The organism is uncultured Kocuria sp. (genome assembly GCF_947500125.1).
Taxonomy (GTDB): Bacteria; Actinomycetota; Actinomycetes; order Actinomycetales; family Micrococcaceae; genus Kocuria.
Genome location: NZ_CANMRA010000002.1, coordinates 38,189 through 61,871, shown reverse-complemented (window position 1 = coordinate 61,871; position 23,683 = coordinate 38,189). Strand labels below are relative to the sequence as shown.

General features: G+C 73.8%; 20 protein-coding genes and 1 tRNA gene. 13 read left to right on the top strand and 8 right to left on the bottom strand.

Going from position 1 to position 23,683, the window contains the following annotated elements; translation table 11 throughout:
- The first annotated feature begins 140 nt into the window (after positions 1-140).
- Positions 141-1,523, top strand: coding sequence for a TIGR01777 family oxidoreductase (locus tag Q0817_RS01565; protein ID WP_298583191.1), 1,383 nt, complete (start codon positions 141-143; stop codon positions 1,521-1,523).
- Between the two features lie 121 nt (positions 1,524-1,644).
- On the opposite strand, the gene Q0817_RS01560 is transcribed toward Q0817_RS01565, so the two are convergent.
- The gene (locus tag Q0817_RS01560) at positions 1,645-3,840 is read right to left on the bottom strand and encodes a catalase (RefSeq protein ID WP_298583543.1); all 2,196 of its coding nucleotides are present in this window, start codon (positions 3,838-3,840) and stop codon (positions 1,645-1,647) included.
- A gap of 279 nt (positions 3,841-4,119) precedes the next feature.
- Complete coding sequence (locus Q0817_RS01555) at positions 4,120-5,094, bottom strand: YsnF/AvaK domain-containing protein (RefSeq protein WP_298583189.1); 975 nt, start codon at positions 5,092-5,094, stop codon at positions 4,120-4,122.
- A gap of 146 nt (positions 5,095-5,240) precedes the next feature.
- Here Q0817_RS01555 and Q0817_RS01550 point away from each other — a divergent pair, with 146 nt between their 5' ends.
- The 3 genes from Q0817_RS01550 to Q0817_RS01540 are packed head-to-tail and all read left to right on the top strand — an operon-like array spanning position 5,241 to position 7,199.
- Positions 5,241-5,504, top strand: coding sequence for a PLDc N-terminal domain-containing protein (locus Q0817_RS01550; RefSeq protein ID WP_298583187.1), 264 nt, complete (start codon positions 5,241-5,243; stop codon positions 5,502-5,504).
- 43 nt (positions 5,505-5,547) lie between these two features.
- On the top strand, positions 5,548-6,246 hold the full coding sequence (locus tag Q0817_RS01545; protein ID WP_298583185.1) for a tetratricopeptide repeat protein: 699 nt from the start codon (positions 5,548-5,550) through the stop codon (positions 6,244-6,246).
- A complete protein-coding gene (locus Q0817_RS01540) occupies positions 6,243-7,199 on the top strand; it encodes an aldo/keto reductase family oxidoreductase (protein ID WP_298583183.1) in 957 nt (318 codons plus the stop codon). The genes Q0817_RS01545 and Q0817_RS01540 overlap by 4 nt, the downstream gene beginning before the upstream one ends.
- Here Q0817_RS01540 and Q0817_RS01535 read toward each other — a convergent pair.
- Positions 7,168-7,527, bottom strand: a complete 360-nt coding sequence (locus Q0817_RS01535) for a helix-turn-helix domain-containing protein (protein WP_298583182.1) — start codon at positions 7,525-7,527, stop codon at positions 7,168-7,170. The two genes, Q0817_RS01540 and Q0817_RS01535, sit on opposite strands and share 32 nt — an antisense overlap.
- A 213-nt stretch (positions 7,528-7,740) precedes the next feature.
- On the opposite strand from Q0817_RS01535, the gene Q0817_RS01530 reads away from it, so the two are divergent.
- Both Q0817_RS01530 and Q0817_RS01525 read left to right on the top strand, forming a co-directional pair.
- Positions 7,741-9,198 carry an MFS transporter gene (locus Q0817_RS01530; protein ID WP_298583180.1) on the top strand — a complete coding sequence of 486 codons (1,458 nt, stop codon included), beginning with the start codon at positions 7,741-7,743 and terminating at the stop codon, positions 9,196-9,198.
- Positions 9,198-11,063: a bifunctional sugar phosphate isomerase/epimerase/4-hydroxyphenylpyruvate dioxygenase family protein gene (locus Q0817_RS01525; RefSeq protein ID WP_298583179.1), complete on the top strand. Its 1,866-nt coding sequence runs from the start codon at positions 9,198-9,200 to the stop codon at positions 11,061-11,063. The genes Q0817_RS01530 and Q0817_RS01525 overlap by 1 nt, the downstream gene beginning before the upstream one ends.
- Before the next feature lie 10 nt (positions 11,064-11,073).
- Here the strand turns inward: Q0817_RS01525 and Q0817_RS01520 are convergent, their stop codons facing one another.
- A complete protein-coding gene (locus Q0817_RS01520) occupies positions 11,074-11,547 on the bottom strand; it encodes a thioesterase family protein (RefSeq protein ID WP_298583177.1) in 474 nt (157 codons plus the stop codon).
- A gap of 211 nt (positions 11,548-11,758) precedes the next feature.
- Here Q0817_RS01520 and Q0817_RS01515 point away from each other — a divergent pair, with 211 nt between their 5' ends.
- From Q0817_RS01515 to Q0817_RS01505, 3 genes are all read left to right on the top strand, one after another.
- Positions 11,759-12,394, top strand: a complete 636-nt coding sequence (locus Q0817_RS01515) for a YdcF family protein (RefSeq protein WP_298583175.1) — start codon at positions 11,759-11,761, stop codon at positions 12,392-12,394.
- Between the two features lie 6 nt (positions 12,395-12,400).
- Positions 12,401-12,688, top strand: a complete 288-nt coding sequence (locus tag Q0817_RS01510) for a hypothetical protein (protein WP_298583173.1) — start codon at positions 12,401-12,403, stop codon at positions 12,686-12,688.
- Between the two features lie 176 nt (positions 12,689-12,864).
- Complete coding sequence (locus tag Q0817_RS01505) at positions 12,865-13,647, top strand: metal-dependent hydrolase (RefSeq protein WP_298583171.1); 783 nt, start codon at positions 12,865-12,867, stop codon at positions 13,645-13,647.
- Positions 13,648-13,651: 4 nt separating this feature from the next.
- Here the strand turns inward: Q0817_RS01505 and Q0817_RS01500 are convergent, their stop codons facing one another.
- Positions 13,652-14,509, bottom strand: coding sequence for a formate/nitrite transporter family protein (locus tag Q0817_RS01500; protein ID WP_298583169.1), 858 nt, complete (start codon positions 14,507-14,509; stop codon positions 13,652-13,654).
- Positions 14,510-14,655: 146 nt separating this feature from the next.
- Between Q0817_RS01500 and Q0817_RS01495 the strand changes: the two genes are divergently transcribed.
- A tRNA-Leu gene (locus tag Q0817_RS01495) sits at positions 14,656-14,739 on the top strand.
- A 97-nt stretch (positions 14,740-14,836) separates the two neighbouring features.
- Here the strand turns inward: Q0817_RS01495 and Q0817_RS01490 are convergent.
- The gene (locus Q0817_RS01490) at positions 14,837-16,039 is read right to left on the bottom strand and encodes a M14 family zinc carboxypeptidase (RefSeq protein ID WP_298583167.1); all 1,203 of its coding nucleotides are present in this window, start codon (positions 16,037-16,039) and stop codon (positions 14,837-14,839) included.
- Positions 16,040-16,387: 348 nt separating this feature from the next.
- On the opposite strand from Q0817_RS01490, the gene serA reads away from it, so the two are divergent.
- The 3 genes from serA to Q0817_RS01475 all read left to right on the top strand — a co-directional run bounded on the left by serA (position 16,388) and on the right by Q0817_RS01475 (position 21,708).
- A complete protein-coding gene (gene serA / locus Q0817_RS01485; RefSeq protein WP_298583165.1) occupies positions 16,388-17,584 on the top strand; it encodes a phosphoglycerate dehydrogenase in 1,197 nt (398 codons plus the stop codon).
- 55 nt (positions 17,585-17,639) lie between these two features.
- Complete coding sequence (locus Q0817_RS01480) at positions 17,640-20,651, top strand: glycosyl hydrolase family 65 protein (protein ID WP_298583162.1); 3,012 nt, start codon at positions 17,640-17,642, stop codon at positions 20,649-20,651.
- 169 nt (positions 20,652-20,820) lie between these two features.
- The gene (locus Q0817_RS01475) at positions 20,821-21,708 is read left to right on the top strand and encodes an endonuclease/exonuclease/phosphatase family protein (protein ID WP_298583160.1); all 888 of its coding nucleotides are present in this window, start codon (positions 20,821-20,823) and stop codon (positions 21,706-21,708) included.
- Positions 21,709-21,711: 3 nt separating this feature from the next.
- On the opposite strand, the gene Q0817_RS01470 is transcribed toward Q0817_RS01475, so the two are convergent.
- Positions 21,712-22,911, bottom strand: a complete 1,200-nt coding sequence (locus Q0817_RS01470; protein ID WP_298583158.1) for a CapA family protein — start codon at positions 22,909-22,911, stop codon at positions 21,712-21,714.
- Between the two features lie 46 nt (positions 22,912-22,957).
- Positions 22,958-23,683: a DUF1028 domain-containing protein gene (locus Q0817_RS01465; RefSeq protein ID WP_298583156.1), complete on the bottom strand. Its 726-nt coding sequence runs from the start codon at positions 23,681-23,683 to the stop codon at positions 22,958-22,960.

Sequence of the window (23,683 nt, the reverse complement as noted above, 5' to 3'; positions counted from 1 at the left end):
TCCTTCGCGAAAACGTGCGTCCACCCTAGCGAACCGGACGGGCCCGGGGAAGGGCGGGCGCCGGGGCTCGGGCGGGGACACGGACGGCCTGCGGCGCGAGGTCCTGGACGAACCGGGGCATTGCGGGTTGAGTGGCACGCATGACCACCTTCACGTTCAGCTCCCGCGTGCCCCATCCCGTCGAGGACGTCTTCGCCTGGCACGCCCGCCCGGGGGCGCTCACACGGCTGACCCCCGCCTGGACGGGCTCCGTGGTGGAGGAGTCCTCGCCCCCGCTGCAGGACGGGACGCGCTCCCGGCTCCGGGTCGCCGTGCCGGGCTCCTACGGGCTGGCCTCGGTGCCCTGGACCGCGGAGCACCACGGCTTCGTCCCGGGCCGGGAGTTCCGGGACCGGATGGTGAAGGGCCCGCTCGCCTCGTGGGAGCACCACCACCGGTTCGACGACGACGGGCACGGCGGCACCCTGGTCACCGACACGGTGGAGTACGCGACGCTGCCGGGCAGCCGGGCGTTCGGGGACCGGCTGATGAGCCGGTCCCTGGGACGCCAGTTCGAGACCCGCTCCCGGCGGCTGGCCGCCGACCTCGACCTCCACTCCCGCTATCCCGGCCGGCCCCTGACCGTCGCCGTCACGGGGGCCTCGGGCACCATCGGCGTCCAGCTGGCCGCGCTGCTCGGCACCGGGGGCCACACGGTCCTGCGCCTCGTGCGCCGCGCGGCGCGCACCCCCCTCGAGATCTCGTGGGACCCGGAGGCCGGGGAGCTGGACCCCGCCGCCCTGCGGGGCGTGGACGTCGTGGTGAACCTGGCCGGGCGCAGCATCGGCGGGCGGCTCACGGACGCGGCGAAGGAGCAGATCCACGACTCGCGGGTGCTCGGCACCCGGCTGCTGGTCCGGGCCCTCACCGCTCTCGGCGACGAGGCGCCCTCCGCGCTGATCAACGGCTCCGCGATCGGGTACTACGGGGCGGACACGCACGGGGAGACCGTCACGGAGAAGTCCCCGCCGGGCGACGACTTCCTCGCCGAGGTCTGCACGGAGTGGGAACGGGCCGCCCAGGACGCCGAGGCCATCGGCACCCGCGTGGTCACGGTGCGCACCGGGGTGGTGCAGAGCCCCGCCGGCGGCGCCCTCAAGGCCCAGCTGCCCCTGTTCCTCGCGGGACTGGGCGGGCGGCTCGGCTCCGGGGAGCAGTGGCTGAGCTGGATCTCGCTGGACGACGCGGTGGGCCTGTTCGCCCACGCCGTGCTCTCCCCCGGCCTGCACGGGCCCCTCAACGCCGTGGCCCCGATGCCCGTGACGGGCCGCGACTACGCCCGGACCCTCGGGAAGGTCCTCGGCCGGCCGGCCCTGCTGCCCACGCCAGGGTTCGGGCCGAAGCTCGTGCTCGGGTCCGAGGGCGCCGAGCTCATGGCGCTCGCGGACCAGCGGGTCTCGGCGGACCGGGCCATCGACCGCGGCTACCGGTTCCGCCACCCCGACCTGGGCTCGGCGCTGCGGGAGGAGCTCGGCCGCTTCTGACCGGCCCCTCCCCGGGCACCCCGCGCGCCCCAGCCGCCGAAGTCACCACTTCTGCCCGAGCGCACCGCTGGTCTGCGGCGGTCTCGGGCAGAAGTGGTGACTTCGCGTCAGGGGGCGGGGGTCAGAGGCGGCCGGAGACGGGGAACCGCTCCCAGGCGCGGTGGCTCTTCATGAGCGTGACCACCTGCTCGACCACGGCGGCGGCGTCCTTGCCGGAGACCACGCCGGGCGCACCCGCGGGCAGGCCCGCCGCGGCGAGCACCTGCCCCTTGGTGCCCCAGGTGCCGATGGCCTTGGCCTGGCGGAACACCTCGCCGAGCAGCAGGTGCACGCGCGGGTCCACGCCGCCGGACGAGACGGCCCCGGCCTTCGCGTCGAGGCCCTGCTGGGCGTCCGGGGCCGGTGGGACGGCACCGGCCACGAGCACCGAGTCGAACTCGACCGAGCGCGCCGTGAGATAGGTCCGGTGGGCCACGACCTTCCCGCCGCGCCCGACCGGTCCGCCGTGCGGGGCGATGACCAGGGGCACCATCCCGGCGTCGTCGATCGCGGAGACCACGGCCACGAGGTCGTTCTCGTCCGGGTCCGGGCCCACCACGATGCCCACCTGGCGGCCGTCGAGGGGCCACTGCCCGCCGACCTGGGACAGGGCCGGGCTCGGCGTGATCTTCCCGTGCTTGACGGTCGGCTTCGGCGCCGGCAGGCCCAGCCCCTGGGCGACCACGGCGCAGAGCTTCTCGTCCACGTTGGCGAGCGCCTGCAGCTGCCGCTCCTTGACGGACTGCTCCCAGCACTTGCCGAGCTCGAAGGTGTACGCCTGCGCGATGTGCTCCTTCTCGACGTCGCTCATCGACAGCCAGAACAGGCGGGTCTGGCTGTAGTGGTCCTCGAAGGAGACGGGGTTCCCGCGCTCCTTGACCGACTCCGCGACCGGGGCCGGGTGGTCGATGAAGGGGCGGGCCGGCTCGTCGGCGGGGAAGGGGTTGTTCCCGTCCAGCGAGTTCGGGTGGTAGGGCGCGACGCCGGAGTGCACGGCGGTCTGGTGCATGCCGTCCCGGAGCATGTCGTTGACCGGGGCGTGCGGGCGGTTGATCGGCAGCTGCGTCCAGTTGGGCCCGCCCAGCCTGCTGAGCTGGGTGTCGAGGTAGGAGAACAGCCGGCCCTGCAGCAGCGGGTCGTTGGTGACGTCGATGCCGCGGACCAGGTTGTTGGGGTTGAAGGCGACCTGCTCGGTCTCGGCGAAGTAGTTCGACGGGTTGCGGTTGAGCGTCATCAGCCCGACCGGCTCGACGGGTGCGAGCTCCTCCGGGACGATCTTCGTGGGGTCGAGCAGGTCGATGCCCTCGAAGGTCTGCTCCTCGTTGTCCTCGAAGACCTGGACGCCCAGCTCCCACTCGGGGTGGGCACCGGCCTCGATGGCGTCGGCGAGGTCCCGGCGGTGCACGTCGGGGTCCATGCCCATCGCGATCTGGGCCTCCTCCCACAGCACCGAGTGCACGCCCAGCTTCGGCTTCCAGTGGAACTTCACGAGCACGCTGCGGCCCGCGTCGTCGACGAGCCGGAACGTGTGGATGCCGAAGCCCTCCATCGTGCGGTAGGACCGCGGGATGCCGCGGTCCGACATGTTCCAGATGGTGTGGTGCTGGGCCTCGGTGTGCAGGGAGACGAAGTCCCAGAAGGTGTCGTGCGCGGACTGCGCCTGCGGGATCTCCCGGTCCGGGTGGGGCTTGCCGGCGTGGATGACGTCCGGGAACTTGATGGCGTCCTGGATGAAGAACACGGGGATGTTGTTGCCCACGAGGTCCCAGGTGCCCTCGGAGGTGTAGAACTTGGTGGCGAAGCCGCGGGTGTCCCGGGCGAGGTCGGCGGAGCCGCGCGAGCCGAGGACGGTGGAGAAGCGCACGAAGACCGGGGTCTCGACGTCCTTCTGGAACACCGCGGCGGAGGAGATCCTGCTCGCGGTGCCGTAGGAGCGGAACACGCCGTGGGCGCCGGCGCCGCGGGCGTGCACGACGCGCTCCGGGATGCGCTCGTGGTCGAAGTGGCTGATCTTCTCCCGGAAGTGGTGGTCCTGCAGGAGCACGGGCCCGCGCCGGCCGGCCTTCAGGGAGTGGTCGGTGTCGCTGCGCCGAGCACCGTGGGCGGTGGTCAGGTGCTCCCCGCCCTGGGCGTTGAGCGTCGGGTCGATCCCGGTGTCCTGGCCCGTGGGGCTCACGGGCTCGGGCGTGCCCTGGTCCGGCTTGGGCGGCAGGGGCGGACGCGGCGTGGTGGGCTCCGCGACGGGCGCGGTCTCGCTGCCGGGGACGCCGGGGGCCATGGACGACTGCTCCCCGGTCTTCTGCCTCATCCTGTTCAGCCTCTTGCGCATGGTGGACCTCCCGGTCGTCGTCACGTGGTCGGCACCGGCCGGCACCGACCCGCACGGACCGGAACGACCAGCTCACTGATCATTACTGCACTCCCGTGAGGCAGGGCACAAGCCCCCGGGCGCGGCTCCGCGCTGGGTGAACAACCGCCTGCGACCTGGGGACGCGCCTCCCCGCACCGGAAAGGACCCCCTCGGCCGCACGGCCGAGGGGGTCCGGGACGGAGGGACTCAGTCCTCCTCGACGTCGATCCACTCCTGGCGCACGGTCTCCTCGACCACCTCGGTGCGCTCCGTGCGGCGCACGGCCAGGCGCACCCGCTCGTAGGGCACGCGCACCGTCCGCACCACGGGCACCTCCCGGTAGAGGACGACCTCGTCGTCCCCCACCGTCAGCTCCTGGCCGGCGAGGAACGCCTCGCGCTCCTCGTCGGTGACCGGGGTGCGGATCTCCTCGACGTCCTCGGACGCCAGGGTCTGCTCCGCGCGCACCGGCTCCTCCACCACGTACTTGCGCAGCCGGGTCCGCCCGGTCTCGACCCGCTCCGTCCCGACCTGCAGCCGCTCCTCCTGCCGCACCACGGAGGGGCTCTCCTCCGGGCGCCCGCCGCCCACGGCACCGGCGGACCCGAGGTCGCGGCCCTCGTCCCCGGCGACGTGGCGGCCGGCACCGCGCTCCGTCGTGCCCCGGCCCTCAGCGGCCGGGGCGCCCCGGTCCCCCGCGCCCGGTGCGGTGGCGTCCCGGTCGGCCGCCTCCTGGTCGAAGGCCTGCCCGACGGCACCGGACGGCTCGTCGCGCCGGCCGTCACGCCGGTCGCCGCGCCCCCCGCCGCCGCCGACGATCTCGCGGCCGTCGCCGGCCGTGGCGTCCGCCCCGGTCAGCGACTCGCCGGTCCTGCGCACGTCCGTGCCGCCCTCGCGGCCGGAGTCGTCGCCGTGACGGACGGCGTCGTCGTCCCCGGCGTCGATGTTGTAGGCGGGGGCCCCGCCGCGCGGGTCGCGCGTGTCGGTGGGGCCCGAGGTCGCGGGGCCGCCGATGTCGCCGTCCTCCCGCCCGTAGGCGTTGTGGTCCCAGAGCTCGGTCGCCGAGCTGGGCGCGTGGCGCTCCACCCCCGTGTCGTCGGCGTCCCGTCCGCCGGCGCGCCCGGCGGTGGTCTCCTCGCGGGTGGATTCCTGGTCGTACGGGCGGTCGTCGGAGGTGGACATCGTGGGCTCTCCTCGGGATTGCTGTCGTCCTGCAGATTTTATCAGCGTGCTGAGCGGTGACGGAGCCCACTCTACGGGGGACCGGGGACCGGCACGCCCCGGCACCCGCCCTTGTCCACCCGCCCCGGCGGTGCCAGTATCGATGCATGAGCACCTTGACCGTCCTCGCGGCCGGCGGCGCCGAGGCCGTGCGGACGGGAGCGTGGGAGAGCGGTGCGACGGCGGCCGGAGCGGTCGTCGTCGCGCTGATGGCCGCCGCCTCGCTCTCCCTGCTGCGCAGCCCGGCCCAGGACCCCGTGCTGCGCCTGCTGTGGCTGCTCGTGATCCTCGCGTTCCCCGTCGCCGGCGCGGGACTGTGGTTCGCGCTGGGCCGCCGGGCCCCCCGCCCGCAGGACCCGCATCCCGCGTAGCTCCCTCCACCCCGCGGGAGACCCGGCCGAGAAAGGAATCCGCATGAGCTACACCCAGGACGGGCACGGGTTCTTCACCCGGGCCCTCGACGCCGAGGACCGCGGACGGCTCGACGAGGCCGAGACCGCCTACCAGCAGGCCATCGTCCTCTTCGAGGAGGAGGGCGACTCCGCCCAGGAGCTGGCCGCCTGCCACTACAACCTGGGCCACCTCTACCTCGGGATGAACCGCCCCGGCCGGGCGCTCACCGCCTACGAGAACGCCCTCGGGCTCTTCCGCCACATCCCGGGCAGCGGCAAGCACAAGGCTCGCACGCACCTGATCCTGGGCAGCCTGCTGCTCGAGCTCGACCGCGCCCACGACGCCGAGGAGCACCTCCTCGACGCCCTGGGCCAGTACCTCGACACCCCGCACGAGGCGCAGGACCAGGCGCAGTGCCACGTCAACCTGGGGCGGGTGTACGAACTGGGCGAGCGCCACACCCAGGCCATCACCGCGTACAACCGGGCGCTGGACTTCTACCAGGAGACCGAGGCCACGACCACCGACCAGGCGGAGTGCTTCACCGCCCTGGGCCGGCTCTACGAGCGCGCGGGCCGGATGAAGGAGTCCGGGGCCGCCTACGCGGCGGCCGCCCGCCTGCGCTGGTCCGCGGAGCAGCAGCGCCTGGAGCAGCAGCGCCCGGACCAGCAGAGTCCCACCCGGGACGCCGGAGTACCCGAGGGGGAGGACCGCCCGTGAGCTCGAGACTGATCTACGGCTGCATGACCATCGGCGGGTCGTGGGACGACACCCCGGCGAGCGCCGGGACCGTGGACCGCGCCCGCGCCGCGGTGCACGCCGCGCTGGCGGCGGGCATCACCGACTTCGACCACGCCGACATCTACGCCAACGGGAAGTCCGAGGCGGTCTTCGGCGAGCTCCTCGCCGAGGACCCGGAGCTGGGGCGGACGATGACCCTCCAGACCAAGTGCGGGGTGCGCCTGCCGGGCAACACCGCCGCGCCCGGCGCCCCGACCCACTACCGGCTGGACCGGGACACGATCCGGAGCAGCCTCGAGGGATCCCTGCGCCGGCTCCGCGTGGACTCGGTGGAACGGCTCATGCTGCACCGGCCCGACCCCCTGGCCGACCCCCGGGAGGTCGCGGAGGCCCTGGACGAGCTGCGCAAGGAGGGGCTGATCCGCTCCGTGGGCCTGTCCAACATGTCGACCCGCCAGGTGTCCCGCTACCAGCAGCTGCTGACCACGCCCGTCACGGCGGTGCAGCTCGAGCTGAGCCTGCGGCACCGGAGCTTCGTGGAGCAGCAGATCCTGGCCAACCACCCCGAGGGCGCCGAGCACTCGTTCCCGGAGGGGCTCCTGGAGTACTGCGCGGCCGACGGCATCGAGGTGCAGGCGTGGGGGGCCCTGGCCCGCGGCCTGTACACCGGCGCGCCGATCCCCCCGGAGGACCAGCACGCCGCGGCCACCGCGGCGACGGTCCACCGGATCGCCGCCGCGCACGGCGCCTCCGGCGAGGCGGTGGTGCTCGCGTGGCTCATGCGGCACCCCGGCGGGATCCGTCCCGTGCTGGGCACCACCGACCCGGAGCGGATCGCCGCGTGCGCCGGGGCGGAGGAGCTCGCGTCCCGGCTGGGGCACGAGGACTGGTACGCCCTGCTCACGGCGGCCCGCGGCGACTCCGTCCCCTGAGCGCGCGGCGGCCGCCCGTCCCCTGAGCTCGCGGCGGCCGCTCAGCCGGTGGGCTGCGCACCGAGCTCGATCGTGTCGACGAGGTGCCCGCGCACGACCGTCCCGGTGATCCCGCCGCGCTGGGCCACGCTTGGGCGGCGTGGAGGATCGTCAGCCCCAGGACGCAGCGCCGGTCCTCCGGCAGCTCGGCGAAGCCGTCCCGGACGAGCGCGCTGAGCAGCCGGTACGCGGTGCAGAAGCGATGGCCGCAGATCCTGGCCGCCCCGGCCGCGGTCAGCCCGCCCGGGTGCTCCCCCAGCAGCTCCAGCAGCCGGAGTGCCTTGCCCACATGTCCGGCCGGGCGGCTCCCGCCGCCCCCGGGGCCGTCATCGGGGACACCCGGGGTGCGGGACGACGGCCCGGTGGGGCGTTCTCACGGCGGCGCTCCGTTCGCTCCGCGGTTGACATGTGGACCAGCTCACAGCGACCATGTGTCACAGAATAGAAGTCGTTTCCACAATATGAGAGTCAGCTCGTGTTGTGGCCCGGACCGGAGGACCCCATGAGCTCAGCTGCGACGACCGCCGAGACCCCGGCCCCGCCGCCGTCCGTCAGGACGCCCCGCAAGGCCGCCCTGGCCAGCTGGATCGGCAGCGCCCTCGAGTACTACGACTTCGCGGTCTACGGCACCGCCGCCGCCCTGGTGCTCAACCACCTCTTCTTCCCCGCCGAGACGTCCCCCGGCGTGGCCATCCTCTTCGCCATGGGCACCGTGGGCGTGGCGTACATCGTCCGGCCGCTGGGCGCGCTGGTCATGGGTCCGCTGGCGGACCGGTTCGGCCGCAAGTTCGTGCTCATGCTGACCCTGTTCATGATCGGCGGGGCGACCTTCGCCGTCGGGTGCCTCCCGACCTACGACCAGGTGGGGATGCTGGCCCCGGCCCTCCTCGTGCTGTGCCGCGTGGTCCAGGGCCTGTCCGCCGCGGGCGAGCAGGCGAGCGCCATCTCCATGTCGCTCGAGCACGCCGACGAGGACCGCCGGGCGTACACCACCAGCTGGACCCTGCAGGGCACCCAGTTCGGGACCCTGCTCGCCACCGCCGTGTTCATCCCCTTCACCCTCCTGCCGGAGGAGGCGCTGTTCAGCTGGGGCTGGCGCGTGCCGTTCTGGCTCTCCGCCGTCGTCGTGGTGGTCGCCTACCTGATCCGCCGCCACCTGGAGGAGCCCCCGGCCTTCCAGGAGGCCCGCGCCGAGGTGCCCGCCGAGCAGCCGGAGTCCCCGCTGCGGGTGCTCCTGAGGCACCACCGGGCCGCCGTGGTCCGGATCGCCGCGGCCGCCATGATCAACACCGTCAACGTGGTGTTCACGGTGTGGTCGCTGTCCTTCGCCACCTCCGTGGTCGGCCTCGACCGCTCCACCATGCTGTGGGTCTCCGTGCTGGCCAACGCCGTCGCCCTGGTCGTGATCCCGGTCGTGGCCGTGCTCGCCGACCGCATCGGCCGCAAGCCCGTCTTCCTCGCCGGGGTGCTCGGCCCCGCCGTGCTGATGTACCCCTACCTCTCGGCGGTCCACGCCGGGAACTGGCCGCTCATCTTCGTGCTCGGCGCGGTCATGTCCGGGGGCTTCTACTCGATGGCCAACAGCATCTGGCCCTCGTTCTACGCCGAGATGCTGCCGCTGCGGGTGCGCGTCACCGGGCTGGCCCTGGGCACCCAGATCGGCTTCGCGGTCTCGGGCGGCTTCGCGCCCGTCCTCGCCTCCGCCGTGGCCGGTCCCGCCGGCGACAACCGGCTGGGCGTGGCCGTCTTCGTCACGGTCGCGTGCCTGATCTCCGGCGGCGCCGCGCTCACCGCGAAGGAGACGGCGAAGAAGTCCCTCGACGAGATCGACGCGCTGCACACCACGCGCACCGAGGCCGCCGAGCTGCGCGCCCTCGGCACCGGGGAGCGGACCGCCGCGGAGCAGGACGGCTCGGAGCGCACCGCCGCGGAGCCGGCCGTCTCCGGAGCGGGACGCTGATGCGCACCTCGATCGCCACGGTCTGCCTCTCGGGCACCCTCGAGGAGAAGATGCACGCCGCCGCGGCCGCGGGCTTCGACGGGATCGAGGTGTTCGAGCAGGACCTGGTCGTCTCCCCCTCCTCCCCCGAGCAGATCCGGGAGCTCGCCGGGCAGCTGGGCCTGAGCCTGGACCTCTATCAGCCCTTCCGGGACTTCGAGGCCGTGGGCCCGGAGCGGCTCGCCGCGAACCTGCGGCGCGCCGAGGCCAAGTTCCGGCTGATGGACCGGCTCGGCGTGCGGACCGTGCTCGTGTGCTCCAACGTGGCCACGGCGGAGATCGACGACGACGAGGTCGTGGCCGGGCAGCTGCGGCAGCTCGGCGAGCTCGCCGCCCGCCACGGGGTGCGGCTCGCCTACGAGGCGCTGGCCTGGGGGAAGTTCGTCGACGACTTCGAGCACGCCCAGCGGATCGTGGACCTCGCCGACCACCCGAGCGTGGGGACCTGTCTCGACAGCTTCCACATCCTCTCCCGCGTCTGGGACCCGGCGCCGATCGAGGGCATCGCGGCGGAGAAGATCTTCTTCGTCCAGCTGGCCGACGCCCCGCTGCTCAGCCTGGACGTGCTGTCCTGGTCCCGCCACCACCGGGTGTTCCCCGGGGAGGGCGACTTCGACATGGTCGGGTTCATGTCCCACCTGGTCCGCGCGGGCTATGACGGGCCGGTGTCCCTGGAGATCTTCAACGACGCCTTCCGTCAGGCCGACGTCAACCGCACGGCCGTGGACGGGCTGCGCTCCCTGCGCTGGCTCGAGGACCAGACCCGGCGGGCCCTGGCCGGCGGGCGGACCCGGGACACGCTCGAGCTCCAGGCGCTGCCCGCGGTGGAGGAGCCCAGCGGCTACGACTTCGTGGAGATCCGCACCGGACGGCTCGGCGAGACCACCCGCCTCCTGCACCAGCTCGGCTTCGCCCTGGGCGGGCACCACCAGTCCAAGGAGAACGTGCAGGTCTGGGTGCAGGGACCGGTGCGCGTCGTCGTCAACGACGCCGTCCCGGAGGGCTCCCCCACCGAGGTCGCCGCGCTCGGCTTCGACGTCGCGGACCCGGCCGCCGCCGTCGAGCGGGCCGCCCGGCTCAAGGCCCTGCCCGTGCCGCGCTCCCAGGGCCCCGGCGAGCAGGTGCTGCGCGGCGTGTTCGCCCCGGACGGCACGGAGATCTTCTTCTGCGAGCGCACGGCGGACGGGGTCCCGGTCTGGCTGGGCGAGTTCGGCGCGGACGACGAGCTCGAGACCGGCGCCCTGGTGACCGGGGTGGACCACCTCAACATGGCCCAGCCCTGGCAGCACTACGACGAGGCCGTCCTGTTCTACACCTCCGTGCTCGCCCTCGAGGCGCAGGCCTCGCAGGACGTCCCCGGCCCCTCGGGGCTGGTGCGCAGCCAGGTGATGCGCTCGGCCAACGGCGCGGTGCGGATGCCGCTCAACGTGGCCCCGACGGCCGCCGAGCAGGGCTCCTTCGTGGGTGCGGCCTACCCCGAGCACGTGGCGCTGTCCTGCACGGACGTCTTCGCCGTGGCCCGGCGGGCACGCCGGCGCGGGCTGCGGTTCCTGCCCGTGCCGCAGAACTACTACGAGGACCTCGACGCCCGCTTCGACCTCGACGCCGGGTTCGTGGCCGCCCTGCAGGAGCTGCACCTGCTCTACGACCGGGACGCGGAGGGCGAGTTCCTGCACTTCTACACGGAGACCCTGGGCACGGTGTTCTTCGAGGTGGTCGAGCGCCGCAACGGGTACTCCGGCTTCGGCGCGCCCAACGCCCCGGTCCGCCTCGCGGCGCAGTACCGGCGCTCGCAGGCGGCCCACCGGGCGCGCACGGAGGCCTGAGCGGGGCGGGTCAGCGGAAGACGCGCGGGCCGGCGTGGGGGGCGAGGAGCTGCTGCTGCTCCGCCGAGATGCGCAGCACCGTCCCCGTGGCGGGCACGAAGAACGCCAGCTGGGTCTCGGCCCGCACGCACGCCCGGCGCGAGACCACGTCGGTGATCTCGAAGCCCAGCGTCAGCGCCCCGCCGCGGGCCGAGACGACCCACACCCGCACCTCCACCGGGGTGTTGCGGTACTCGAGGGGGCGGAGGTACTTGATCCGGTTCTCGGTGATCAGCGCCTGGGTGCCCTCCGGCAGCGCGGAGAAGAAGTCGATCAGCGGGGGCTCCACCTGGTCGCCGGTGCCCACGGGCACGCCCAGGGCCGCGATCCGCGCCTCCTCGAGCAGCCGCACGACCTCCACGTTGTTCACGTGCCCGTACGGGTCCATGTCGCCCCAGCGCATGGGCACCCGGCACAGCACGCCGGACTGGTCCTCCACCGTCATGCGGTCCGTCCTCCTCGGTCGTCGAGCTCGGGTGCGCGCGGCACGCCCGCGCGCACGGCACCGGCGTCCTACATCGTAGGCCCGTGCCACCCCGTCCCGGCGGCGCCGTCCCGTCACACGGCGCCCGCGCCCAGCCACGGGTGCGACAATGTCGGCTGGTCCGGCCCCTGTCCCGGCGACCGACGACCGACGACCGGCGAGGAGCGGCGCGATGCCCCGAAGTGCCCGCACCACCCGCCGCACCGCGTGGACGGCCTGGATCCTCGTCCCGGTGCTCGCGCTGGGGCTGGTCTGGCTGATCGCCGGCTGGGCCGTGCTCCAGCACCCCCGGGCCGACGCCCCGGCGCGCTCGGACGCCCTCCTCGTCCTGGGTCCTCCGGACCGGACCCGCATGGCCGAGGCGCTGCGGCTCATGGACGCCGGGCTGGCGCCGGTGCTGGTCGTGGCGAACCCCGGGAGCCGGGACCTCGGCGACGCCTCGGGGAGGGTGTACTACGCGCGGGCCGCGCAGACCTGCTCTGGGGACGGCGAGCAGGACTACGAGGTGATCTGCTTCCGGCCCGACCCCTCGACCACCCAGGGCGAGGCGATGGAGCTGCGCGCGCTCAGCGAGCAGCGGGGGTGGGACCACGTCAGCGTGCTCACGTACCGCCAGCACGTCGCCCGGTCCCGCCTGCTGCTGGGACGCTGCTACACCGGGGAGCTGGACGTGCTCTCCTTCGACTACCCGGACGTCCCGCGCGGCCTGCTGCGGGAGTTCGTCTACCAGTCCGGCGGCTTCGTGAAGGCCTGGCTCACCCCCGGCTGCGACCAGCAGCTGCCGTGGCGGCCGAAGACCGTGGACTGACCGGCCATGACCGACCTGCAGTGCCCGGCCACCGCCGTCCTCCTCGACGACGCCGCCCCTCCCCCGCCGTGGACCGCCCGCCTGCGCGTGGCCGAGCGGTTCGCGGCCCGTGGCGCCGAGGAGCTGATGTCGCTCGTCGAGGACTCCGCCGACCTGTTCCGCGGGGAGACCTTCGTGGTCGCCGCCCCGGCCGGTGACATCGAGGAGGCGCTGCGGCGGCGGGGCGTGGGCGGGCGGGCGCCCGTCGTCGTCGAGGTGGACTCCGAGGGGTGGCGGGCCGTGCCCGCCCCCTGACGCGGTCCGGGCGGGAGGAGCACCCGGCCGGCGGCGGCCGCCGGGGGCCGCGGCGGCCCGTGGACGGCCCGCCGCACGGGCGGCCCCGTTGTGCTGTCCGGGCCGGACCCTAGGGTTTCCGCTGGTGGGGCCGGCCGGCCCGCCGGAACCGGGAATCCGAGGAGGACGTCACTCTCATGATGGGACCGAGCCATGCGGCCTGCGGGGCGGCCGCGTGGGTGGCGCTGACCGCCGACTACCAGCTGCACCTGCAGGACCTCACCGTCCCGATCGGCTGGGGGGTCCTGGACGTCGGCGACACCGGTGTGCTCACCGGCGCGCTCGTCACCGCCGGGGCGGCGCTGCTCCCGGACCTCGACCACCCGGACGGGACCGTGGCCCGGTCCCTGCGCCCGCTGTCCAGCTGGTTGGCGCGCGGGATCTGCCGGCTCGCCGGCGGCCACCGGCGGGGCACCCACTCCGTGCTGGGGGTGGCGGTGTTCACCGCGCTGGCGGCCGCGGCGCAGAAGATCGGGATCCCGGTGGAGGGCCTCGGCTGGGTGTGGCCGCTCGCCGCGGTGATGTCCGTGCTGCTCATCGCCTTCGCGGTGCAGGTGCTCGCCTTCGTGCCGGACCGGGTCGCGAAGCTCAACTGGGTCGTGGGGATCGGGCTGGGCGTCGTCGTGGGGCTGCACCCGCCCGCGCACGAGTGGTGGTTCCCGGCGGCCGTGGCCACCGGGGTGGTCGCCCACCTCGCCGGGGACCTGGTGACCACGCGCGGGATCCACCTGCTCTACCCGCTGCACATGCCCCTGCCCCTGCCCCGGTCGGTGTACAAGAACCGCTCCTTCCTCACGGTGCCGCTGATCGGCAACGCCGGATCGGCCGCGGAGATCGCGCTGCTCGCCCCGATCACCCTCTTCGCCCTGACGGGCCTGTGGGGGTCGTTCGCCCTGACCACGGGGCTCGTGGTCGGCTGAGCCCTCAGACCACCCGTCCGTCCTCGGCGTGCCGGCGGTTCTGCTTCGCGCGCTCCTTCTTGATCAGCTCGAGCGTGCGGACGAGCCGCGGCAGGGTGATGACGACGAGCCCGCCGACCATGTTCAGCGGGATGACCCACAGCATCCACAGCAGCCACTCCGTGTAGGAGATGTCCGCGCCCGCGTGCATCGCCCCGAAGATGATGGCCGAGTTCAGCGCTCCGTGCAGCATGCCCAGGCCGACGACCAGCAGGCCGTCGATGAGCGCGATGAAGGTGTGCACCACCTCGCTGCCCGAGCCTTGGGCCATCCGCGTGCCGAGCGTGATGGTGCTGCCGGCCAGCAGCGCCAGGGCGGCCGACTCCAGTGTCAGCCCGCCCTCCAGGTACTGCCTCGCCGACTTCTCCAGGGTGTCGTGGAACTGCGGGAACCCCGCCACCACGAACCAGGTGAACAGCCATCCGCCCAGGAGGTTGGTCAGCAGGGTCACCGTCCAGAAGCGTCCCAGCTGCAGCCAGGTGCTGTGCCGGGAGACGACGGCGTAGATGGGCACCAGGAAGTTCTCCGTGAACAGCTCCGAGTGGGCGAGCTGGAGGGCGAGCAGCCCGAAGCCGAACGCGGCCCCGGCCAGCAGGTCGGAGCCCGTGGCCTCCTTGACCGCCAGGTAGGCGAGGATGCCCACGCCCACGTCGATGCCGCCGAACAGCCCGGTGATGACCAGCGCCCGCCACGTGCGGGTCAGGCGTTCCGCACCCTCGGTGACGGTGTTGTCGAACTCTTCGACGAGTTCGTCCTCGAGCGGTTCGTCCGTCCGGCCGAGCTCCTTGCGCTTCTCCTCGAGGTTCGCGTCGTCCGGTTCCATCCCTGCCCCCTGTGTGCTGTCGTCCGTCCCTGGCCGGGATGCGGCAAGCCTACTGGCGCGCGCCCGGGACCACGATTGGCCAACGGGGACGAGTGTGGGTAGGATTGTCGTCGTTGCCCACAGCGGTCCGCCGCTGTGGTCGACGAGCGCGAGTGGCGGAATAGGCAGACGCGCACGGTTCAGGTCCGTGTGCCCGAAAGGGCGTGGGGGTTCAACTCCCCCCTCGCGCACCGCACAGGCGAAGCGGGACATCCGGTGGATGTCCCGCTTCGCCTTTTTCGTGCCCCCGGGTCGCCGCCGCCCCCGGGAGGTCCTCGGCGACCGGACTCAGCCGCCGACCGGGAGGATGCCCGCGTAGTCGGTCTGGTAGCCGGTGACCGGCGCGTGCGGGATCTCCGCCCAGCGCTCCGGGTCCTCCTGCTGGACCTCGCCGGTGGCCAGGCCCAGCAGCAGCTCCTCCAGGGCGAGCACGTTCTGCCGCACGCTCTTGCCGCGGGCCTTCTGGCCGAGGCTGCCCTCCGAGGAGTTGCCCGAGGTCTCGAAGAACACGACCGGGTGGGAGTGGCCCTCGGGGTTGAGCCCGTCGTGGTCCAGGCCGAGCATCATCGCCGAGACGACGCCGCCCTTGATGTCGATCTCGTAGCTGCCGCCGACCTGGTAGCGGTCGATGTTGATGGAGCCGTACTTCGCGAGCTCGTCGTAGACGTGCACGTTCATCTGCCGGGTGAGCCGGTCGTAGGCTCCGCCCTCGAGCCCCGGCAGGGTCGGGCCGCCGGGGGCGAGGGAGATGCCGAGCGAGAGGGTGACGTCGTCGCCGGTCCCGTACTCCTGCTTGAGGCCCTGGTGGTGGATGTCCACGCCCCAGGCCGGGTCGACGGTCGTCCAGTATTCGTAGAACGCGCGGGACTCGTCGGCGGCGAAGCCCTCGGCCGTCCAGTCGCGGTTGAGGTCGATGCGCTGCGGCGCGCCCCCCTCCGGCCCGCCGGAGACCCGGTCCCACAGGACGGTGTGCCGGATGTTGGCCTCGGCGCCGTCCGGGTTGTACATGGGGATGACGTGGAAGGTGAACGTCGAGCGCAGCAGCTCGTACTCGGCCGAGCCGTTGGTGCCGAGATCCTTGAGCAGGGTCAGCAGGGCGTCGGTGCCGTAGGGCTCGTTGACGTGGATGCGGCCCTGGAGCCACACGTGCTCCGGTCCGGAGCCGACGGTCGCGACCCACAGGTCCCGGCCCTGCTCGGAGGTGCTCGTCTCCATCCCGGCCTCCGCCAGGGTGAAGGCGTCCACGCCGTAGCGGCTGGTCCGCTCGAGCTTCTGCAGCTCCTGCACCACGTCATCGGGGGTCAGGATGCTCGAGGTGCTGGTCCGCCCCTCGGTCGAGGGGAAGTTGGCCTCCGCCGCGGCGGGCGCCGCGGCGCCGAGCGGAAGGGCGGCGGCGAGGGCGAGCGCCGCCGCGATCCGGCGGCGCGGGCGGTGCGGGGGACGGGGGGTCGCGGGGCTGGGGGTCGCGGGATCGCGGTGCTGAGGGATCACGTGCTGGTCCTCCGGGGGGTGAGCGGTGCGGCCGGCCCGGCCCTGCGGTGGGCCGCGCCGGAGCGGGGGTGCTCGTGATGCTAATCACGATCGCACACGTCCGTCACCGACCGGCGGGCAACAGTGGAAGTACTGCTCGGTCGTGCCGCACCCCGGCACGGATCGTCCACGGGGCCCGCGCCGGGCGGGCCGGGCTGCGCCGACGCCGCCCGGCGCCCGGCCCCGGACCGGCGACGGACCCCGGGGAGACACCGGCGCCCGCCGGAGGACGGTGACTCGGGCCACATCGGCGGCGGGGTGACGTCCGGCGTCGTCGTCCCCCGCGCCGGAGCCATAGACTGGGTCACTGTGAAAGCACTGCTCCTGGAGAACGTCCACCCCGAGGCCGAACGCATCCTGACCGAGAAGGGCATCGAGGTCGAGACCCGCAAGGGCGCCCTCGACACCGGAGAGCTCGTCGAGGCCCTCGAGGGCGTCGAGCTGCTCGGGATCCGCTCGAAGACCCACGTGACCCGGGAGGTCTTCGAAGCCCACCCGCAGCTGCTGTCCGTGGGCGCCTTCTGCATCGGCACGAACCAGATCGACCTCACGGCCGCCACCGAGCACGCCGTGACGTGCTTCAACGCCCCCTACTCCAACACCCGCTCCGTGGTGGAGCTCGCCGTCGCCGAGATCATCTCGATGGCCCGGCACCTCACCGACAAGAACAAGGCCATGCACGAGGGCGTGTGGGACAAGTCCGCCAAGGGCGCCCACGAGGTCCGCGGCCGCACCCTCGGCATCGTGGGCTACGGCAACATCGGCTCCCAGCTGTCCGTGCTCGCCGAGACCCTCGGCATGCGGGTCTACTACTACGACATCGTGGACCGCCTGCCGCTGGGCAACGCCCAGCGCTGCGACACGCTGGAGGAGCTGCTGGAGCGGGTCGAGACCGTCTCGCTGCACGTGGACGGCCGCGTCGGCAACGACAGCCTGTTCGGGCGCGAGCAGTTCGAGCGGATGCGCCCCCGGTCCCTGTTCCTCAACCTGTGCCGGGGCATGGTCGTCGACTACAACGCGCTGCGGGACGCCCTGGTCAGCGGGCACATCGCCGGCGCCTCCGTGGACGTCTTCCCCAACGAGCCCAAGGTGGCCGGGGACCCGTTCACCTCGGTGCTCCAGGGCCTGCCCAACGTGATCCTCACCCCGCACATCGGCGGCTCCACGCAGGAGGCGCAGGTGGACATCGGACGGTTCGTGGCCGGGAAGCTCTCGTCCTTCGTGACCTCGGGATCCACGACCCTGTCGGTGAACATGCCGCAGGTCCAGCTGGACACCGCCGTCAGCGGCACCCGCATCCTGCACCTGCACCGCAACGTCCCCGGCGTCCTCGCGACCGTCAACAGCGTCCTCGGCGGCCACGGCATCAACATCGACCGCCAGCAGCTGTCCACCCGCGGGGACACCGGCTACCTCGTCACGGACGCCGGCAACGGGGTGACCCGGGAGGTCATCGAGGAGATCCTGGGACTGCCCGAGACCATCCGCCTCAGCACGATCAACTGACGCCCCGTCCCGCCCGTCTCCGGCGCCTGACGGAGGCAGGTGGCACAATGACCGCATGAGCGGCGTCCTGGAGCAGCCTGCCGTCCACGGCAGGAGCACCTACGGAGCGGTGGTGCTCGCCCTCGCACCGGCGGGGGCGGCACCCGGCCCCGACGACGGCGCCCGCGCGGGCGACGACGCCGCCCCGGTCCCGATACCCCCCAGCAGCGGCGCCCTGCACCCGCGCCACCGGGCGGACGCCGCCGAGCTCTTCGCCCGTCTGCACGCCGAGGGCGTGCTCACCGCGCTGGTCACCACGCACCCGGAGCTGTCCGAGGGACCGCCGGCGGACATCGTGGTCGCGGCCGACCCTCCGCGGGAGGACGCCCCGCGGCCGGACGGGCCGGACCGGCACCCGCCGGCCGCCTCCCTGCTGCTCGCCTCCCGCCGGCTGGCGGTGGAGCCCGAGCACATCGTGGTGGTCAGCGACAGCGACCGCCTGGTCCGGGCCGCCGTGGCCCACGGCTTCGGGCTCGTCGTGGGGGTCGACGGCGCGGGCCGGCGGGGGCGGCTGCTCGCCGCCGGCGCCCACCTCGTCGTGGACGGCCTCACGGACCTCGACATCCCGGTCGCCACGGCCCCCGAGGACTCCGACTGGGGCGGCGGCTCCGGCGGGGACAGCCCGTGGAACCTGACCTACACGTGCCTGGACCCGCCGCAGGAGGGGATGCGGGAGTCGCTGTGCACCCTCGGCAACGGGTACATGGCCGTGCGCGGCGCCGCGTGCGAGTCCCGGGCCGACGGCACGCACTACCCCGGCACCTACCTCGCGGGCGTCTACAACCGGGCGCGCTCCGAGGCAGCCGGTCTCGTCCTCGAGCACGAGGACCTCGTCAACGCCCCCAACTGGCTGCTGGTGCAGTACCGCGTCCTGGACGGCTACTGGTTCGAGCCCACCCCGCAGAACGTGCTGGAGCTCCACCAGGACCTCGACCTGCGCACCGGGGTGCTGACCCGCGCCCTGCGCTTCCGGGACGGGGCCGGGCGCACCACGCGCGTGACCACCCGCCGGTTCGTCTCCCAGGACCAGCGCCACCTGGCCGGCCAGGAGACGGTCTTCGAGGCCGAGGACTGGAGCGGGACCCTGACCGTGCGCAGCCTCGTGGACGCCGACGTCCGCAACCGCAACGTCGCGGACGACACCCTCCTCTCCGGTCGGCACCTCGACGACGCCCTCCTCGAGGACCTGGGCCACGGCACCGCCCTGGTCGAGGCCACCACGTCCCAGTCCGGGGTCCGGATCGCCGTGGCCGCCCGCACCCGGGTGCTCCGCAGCGGCGCCGAGGACCGCCTGCTCTCCCAGTTCCCGGCCCGGCCCGCCCCCGGTGTGCTGGGCCACGAGCTGCGGCTGCGGATGGACCCGGGCCGGGCCGTGCGGGTCGAGAAGGTCGTCGCCCTCGTCACCTCGCAGGACCGGGCGATCTCCACGCCGGCGCTCGCCGCGACCACGATGCTGGACCGGGCGGGCGGCTTCGACGAGCTGCTCTCCGCGCACGTGGTCGCGTGGCAGTCCCTGTGGTCCGCGTTCGCCGTGGCCACCGACGCCGGCGGGCAGCAGGGCCTCGCCGTGAACCTCAACACCTTCCACGTCCTGCAGTCGGTGGCGGCCGCGCACCCGGACCTGGACGCCGGCGTCCCGCCCCGCGGGCTGCACGGCGAGGGCTACCGCGGCCACGTGTTCTGGGACGAGATGTTCGTCTACCCCATGCTCACCCTCCGCCGGCCCGAGTGGACCCGGGCGCTGCTCGCCTACCGGTACCGGCGCCTGCCCGAGGCGCGGGCCGCGGCCCGCGCGGCCGGCCACGAGGGCGCCATGTTCCCGTGGCAGAGCGGCAGCGACGGCCGGGAGGAGACCCCGCGGGCGCTGTTCAACCCCCGCACGGGCCGGTGGATGCCCGACCACTCGCGGCTGCAGCGCCACGTGGGGCTGGCGGTCGCGCACAGCGTGTGGCAGTACTACCAGGCCACGGGCGACACCCGCTTCCTGATCGAGCAGGGCGCCGAGCTCGTGGTGGAGATCGCCCGGTTCTTCTCGAGCCTGGCGGTGCACGACCCCGAGGACGGCCGGTACGTGATCACCGGGGTGATGGGCCCGGACGAGTTCCACGACGGCGGCCCCGGCAGGCCGGGCTCGGGGCTGCGCAACAACGCCTACACCAACGTCATGACGGCCTGGCTGCTCGCGCGGGCGGTCGAGATGGTCGAGCGCCTCGGCCAGGACTACGGCGGTCCCCTGTGGCGGCGCCTGGACCTGCGGGAGGACGAGGTGGCCCGCTGGGAGCGGATCCGCACCCGCCTGCGCGTCCCGTTCCTGGCCGGCGGCGTCCTCGCCCAGTTCGAGGGCTACGAGGAGCTGCCGGAGTTCGCCTGGGAGGACTACCGGGCCCGCTACGGCTACATCGGCCGCCTCGACCTCATCCTCGACGCCGAGGGGCTGTCCACGAACGACTACCGGCTGGCCAAGCAGGCCGACGTCCTGATGCTCCTGTACCTGTTCTCCGCGGAGGAGCTGCGGGAGCTGCTGGGACAGATGGGCTACGACTTCCCGGCGGAGGCGGTCCGGGCCACCGTGGCCTTCTACTGCGACCGCTCCTCGCACGGGTCCACGCTCTCCAACGTGGTGCACTCCTGGGTCGAGGCCCGCCGGGACCGCCGCAGCTCCTGGTCCTACCTGACGCGGGCCCTCAACAGCGACCTCGTCGACGCCCAGGGGGACACGGTCCGGGAGGGCGTGCACCTGGGGGCCATGGCCGGCTCAGTGGACATCCTCACCCGCTGCTACACGGGCCTGGAGGTCCGGGACGACATGCTGTGGCTGCACCCGGCGATCCCGCCCGAGCTGCCCAAGGTGTCCTTCTCGATCAGCTACCGGGACCAGCCCATCCAGATCGAGGTCACCCGCTCCGCGCTGCGGCTCTACCTCGGCCCCGGCCCCGCGGAGCCCGTGCGCGTGAACGTCGACGGGCGGGCCCACCTGCTCACCGCCGGAGAGATCCGGCAGTTCCCCGTGGAGGTGCAGGATGCCTGAGCCGTGCACCGGCGGCCACGGGGCCGCGGTCCCCGTGGAGGACCCCGTCGAGGACCCCGCGAATTCACCCGATGGCCACCGGGGGTTCCCCCTCGGTGGCACCGTGGCCGGACCGCCCGGTCCACCATGGGACGACGACACCCCCGCACTCCCCCACCCTGGAGCAGTGATGTCACCAGACACCGTCCTTCTCGACCGTTGCACGACTCCCGGCGTCGCCGATCCCGCGGTGCCGCTCATCGGGCCCGCCACGGGCCGCGCCCTGCACGTGATGAGCTACAACATCCGCTTCCACCACAGCGGCACGCACGCCGGGAACCCGGACCACTGGCCCGACCGCGCGCCCCGGCTGGCGCGGCTGCTGCAGCTCGAGCAGCCCACGCTCCTCGGGGTGCAGGAGGCCCTCCACCACCAGCTGCCGGCGGTGGAGCAGGCGCTGCCCGCCGGCTACCGGATGGTCGGCTACGGCCGCGCCGGGGGCAGCAAGGGCGAGTACTCCGCGATCTTCTACGACGCCCGGCGCCTGGACCTGCTGGAGTGGGACCAGTTCTGGCTCTCCGACACCCCGGAGCTCATCGGCTCCACCACGTGGGGCAACGACATCCCCCGGATCGTCACCTGGGGCCGTTTCCTGGACCGCGGCACCGGCGCCGAGCTCGTGCTCGTCAACACCCACTTCGACCACGACTCCGAGAACGCCCGGGACCGCAGCGCGGAGGCCCTGGTCGAGCTCGTGCACAGCTTCCGCCCGCACACCCCCACCGTGGTCACCGGGGACTTCAACGCGGAGGCGGGCGGGTCCGGGGCCTACACGACGCTCGTGGGCTCCGGGGTGCTCGGCGACACCTGGTCGACCGCCGAGGAGCGGCTGACCCCCGAGTGGGGCACGTTCCCGGACTACGGCGAGGCCGTCGAGGGCGAGGAGCGCATCGACTGGGTGCTGGCCAGCCCCGACGTCCGGGTGAGCCGCAGCGCCATCAACCCGGCCCGCTTCGCCGGGGGCCACCCCAGCGACCACACCCCCGTGCAGGCGCTCGTCACCCTCGGCGAGGACTGAGCGCTACGGTCCTGCGGGGCCGAGGGTGAGCGGGCGCCACGGGCGGGCGCCGTCGGCCTCCGCGCCCATCGACCCCACGGTCCGGGCGGTGCGGGCCAGGGACGCCGCGTCCTCCTCGCGGGAGCGGCAGACGTCCTCGGCCGGCAGCGCGCACCACCGGACCGGGTCGAGGGTGAAGATGTGCGGGGTCCACACCGGGTCGCCCGCGACCCACTCCCCGTCCTCGCGGGCGAAGGACATGCTGACCGTCAGGCCCTCGTTGTTCACCGGCACCCGGGTGGCGTGCTCCGAGAGGCTGTTGCCCAGCCCGTGGACGATCCAGGTGTCCCCGTGCTTCTCGATCGGCAGCACCGAGTGCGTGTGGTGGCCGTAGACGAAGTCGAACTCCCCGCTGTCGGCGAGCGCGCGCGTCACCTCGAGCTGCTGCCGGTCGGGCGCCGAGGAGTACTCCTCCCCGGCGTGCACCGCGGCCAGCACGATCTCCGCCCCCGCCTCCCGCGCCCGGCGCGCCTTGCCGACCATCTCGGGCACGTCCAGCAGGTCCACGCGCCACGCGGCGTCCGGGACGTTGCCGTTGAGCCCGTAGGTCCCGGTCACCAGCCCCACGCCCACCCCCTCCACGTCGAGGACCAGCGGCTCCTGCGCGTCCTGCGCCGTGCGGTACGTGCCGGTGGTGGCGATCCCGGCACCGGCCAGGACGTCGAGGGTCCGCTCGAGGCCCTCCGGGCCGGCGTCCACGGCGTGGTTCGTGGCCGTGGTGCACGCGTCGTAGCCGATGTCCGCCAGCGCCGGGACGATCTGCGGCGGCACCTCGAACGAGGGGTACCCCGAGAAGGGGCCCTCGGGTGCGGCGAGCGGAGTCTCCATGCCGCAGATCGCGAGGTCGGCGCCCTCCGTGAACGGGCGCAGCCCCTCCACCAGCGGGCCGAAGTCCAGCTCCCCGTCCCCGTCGGCCTCGGCCTGCGCCCACAGCCCCGGGTGGAGCAGGACGTCGCCGGTGACCACGACCTCCAGCCGGTCCGGGGCCGGCTCCGGATCCGGCGCCGAGGACGGCGCCGAGGACGACGCCGCCCCGTCGTCGTCCGGGGCGGCCTCCGGCGGCTGCGGGGTGCAGCCGGCGAGGACCGTCGCTCCCGCCAGGAGGAGGGCGGCCAGGCCCGCCGCGGGGCCACCGCGGGCAGGGAGGAGGAGACGAGTGGTCATGGACCGAGGGTAGGCCACCCGGGAGGGGCCGCCCACCCCGGGCCGGTCAGGACAGGACCGTCGACCAGAGCCCCTCGTCCTCGGGCCGGTGCGGGACCTCGGTGCTGGGCACCACCTCGGCGGGCGCCGGGTGGGCCCTGCCCTTCAGCGCGAGCATCTCCTCGAGGTCGTCCAGCGGGGTGGGCGAGTTGTCGGCGCGCAGGTCGACGTCGAGCAGCACGGGGTACTGGAAGCCGGCGAGCGTGTCGGCCACGAGCACCGCGGCGCTCTGCTGCCCCCGGCTGTCCCCGCCCGCGTCCTGGCCCGCGCGCAGGCAGGCCAGCAGCGCACGCGCCATCCCGGTGCTCGTCGGCCCCGGTGCCGCGAGCGCCTCGTCCATCGCGGCGCGCATCGACTCGACGACCTCCGGGCCGGTCAGGTAGTTGCCGATCACCACGAAGTCGGCCCCGGCCACGCCCCCGGCCCACGGTGTGCACAGGCTGCCGGTGAGGTGCGCTCCGGGCCCCGCCACGGGCAGGACCGCCACCTGGCGCAGCGCCAGGTCGGCGTCGGCGTCGGTGAGCCCTGCGATCGCCTCTTCCGCCGAGCCCCCGTGGTGCAGGGTGCGGAGCATCTCGAAGCGCAGCCGCCGGTTGGTCCACGCCTGGGAGGCCACGACCCCGGCGGTGGGCACGAGGGCCGGCACGGCGTTGCCCACGGCGAGCGAGCAGCTCGCCGTGGCGGCCCCGAGCAGACGGGAGTCCGCGCTCCGGGCGATCACGGTGTAGGTCAC

Excerpts from the sequence above, each read along its gene's own strand:
- Q0817_RS01560 (WP_298583543.1), bottom strand. The coding sequence starts at position 3,840 with ATGGCCCCCGGCGTCCCCGGCAGCGAGACCGCGCCCGTCGCGGAGCCC.
- Q0817_RS01525 (WP_298583179.1), top strand. The coding sequence starts at position 9,198 with ATGCGCACCTCGATCGCCACGGTCTGCCTCTCGGGCACCCTCGAGGAG.
- Q0817_RS01545 (WP_298583185.1), top strand. The coding sequence starts at position 5,548 with ATGAGCTACACCCAGGACGGGCACGGGTTCTTCACCCGGGCCCTCGAC.
- Q0817_RS01470 (WP_298583158.1), bottom strand. The coding sequence starts at position 22,911 with ATGACCACTCGTCTCCTCCTCCCTGCCCGCGGTGGCCCCGCGGCGGGC.
- Q0817_RS01520 (WP_298583177.1), bottom strand. The coding sequence starts at position 11,547 with ATGACGGTGGAGGACCAGTCCGGCGTGCTGTGCCGGGTGCCCATGCGC.
- Q0817_RS01510 (WP_298583173.1), top strand. The coding sequence starts at position 12,401 with ATGACCGACCTGCAGTGCCCGGCCACCGCCGTCCTCCTCGACGACGCC.
- Q0817_RS01515 (WP_298583175.1), top strand. The coding sequence starts at position 11,759 with ATGCCCCGAAGTGCCCGCACCACCCGCCGCACCGCGTGGACGGCCTGG.
- Q0817_RS01565 (WP_298583191.1), top strand. The coding sequence starts at position 141 with ATGACCACCTTCACGTTCAGCTCCCGCGTGCCCCATCCCGTCGAGGAC.
- Q0817_RS01555 (WP_298583189.1), bottom strand. The coding sequence starts at position 5,094 with ATGTCCACCTCCGACGACCGCCCGTACGACCAGGAATCCACCCGCGAG.
- Q0817_RS01475 (WP_298583160.1), top strand. The coding sequence starts at position 20,821 with ATGTCACCAGACACCGTCCTTCTCGACCGTTGCACGACTCCCGGCGTC.
- Q0817_RS01505 (WP_298583171.1), top strand. The coding sequence starts at position 12,865 with ATGATGGGACCGAGCCATGCGGCCTGCGGGGCGGCCGCGTGGGTGGCG.
- Q0817_RS01550 (WP_298583187.1), top strand. The coding sequence starts at position 5,241 with ATGAGCACCTTGACCGTCCTCGCGGCCGGCGGCGCCGAGGCCGTGCGG.
- Q0817_RS01500 (WP_298583169.1), bottom strand. The coding sequence starts at position 14,509 with ATGGAACCGGACGACGCGAACCTCGAGGAGAAGCGCAAGGAGCTCGGC.
- Q0817_RS01480 (WP_298583162.1), top strand. The coding sequence starts at position 17,640 with ATGAGCGGCGTCCTGGAGCAGCCTGCCGTCCACGGCAGGAGCACCTAC.
- Q0817_RS01530 (WP_298583180.1), top strand. The coding sequence starts at position 7,741 with ATGAGCTCAGCTGCGACGACCGCCGAGACCCCGGCCCCGCCGCCGTCC.